This is a genomic window from Marinobacter sp. BW6, from assembly GCF_008107725.1.
Lineage (GTDB): Bacteria > Pseudomonadota > Gammaproteobacteria > Pseudomonadales > Oleiphilaceae > Marinobacter.
In genome coordinates this window covers 1-381 of record NZ_VIRN01000043.1, presented here as the reverse complement: position 1 = coordinate 381, position 381 = coordinate 1, and the positions used below count along the sequence as shown (strand labels likewise).

1 protein-coding gene is annotated in these 381 nt (G+C 52.8%); it reads left to right on the top strand.

Annotated elements, in window-relative coordinates; genetic code table 11:
• A partial coding sequence (locus FMN52_RS04230) for an SPASM domain-containing protein (protein WP_346341304.1) occupies nt 1-381 on the top strand: 381 nt, incomplete at both ends.

Here is a 381-nt window from a genome sequence, read left to right as displayed (position 1 = left end):
TATGATTTTTTGTGCGATGCGGGAGTCGAATTCATCCAGTTTATTCCGGTGGTCGAGCGCCTGGCTGATGAAACAACTGCCCGCGATGGACTTAAGTTACATGCGCCTGGTGATATTCAGGGTGAGCTAACGGAATGGTCGGTGCGCCCCGAGGAGTTCGGTGAGTTTCTGGTGGCGATATTCGACCACTGGATCAAACGCGACGTCGGCAAGATTTTCGTGATGAATATCGAATGGGCGTTTGCCAATTTTGTCGGTGCGCCGCGTGCGGTTTGCCATCATCAGCCAACCTGTGGGCGCTCGGTGATTGTTGAGCACAACGGCGACGTTTACGCCTGTGATCACTATGTTTATCCGCAATATCGGCTGGGGAATATGCAC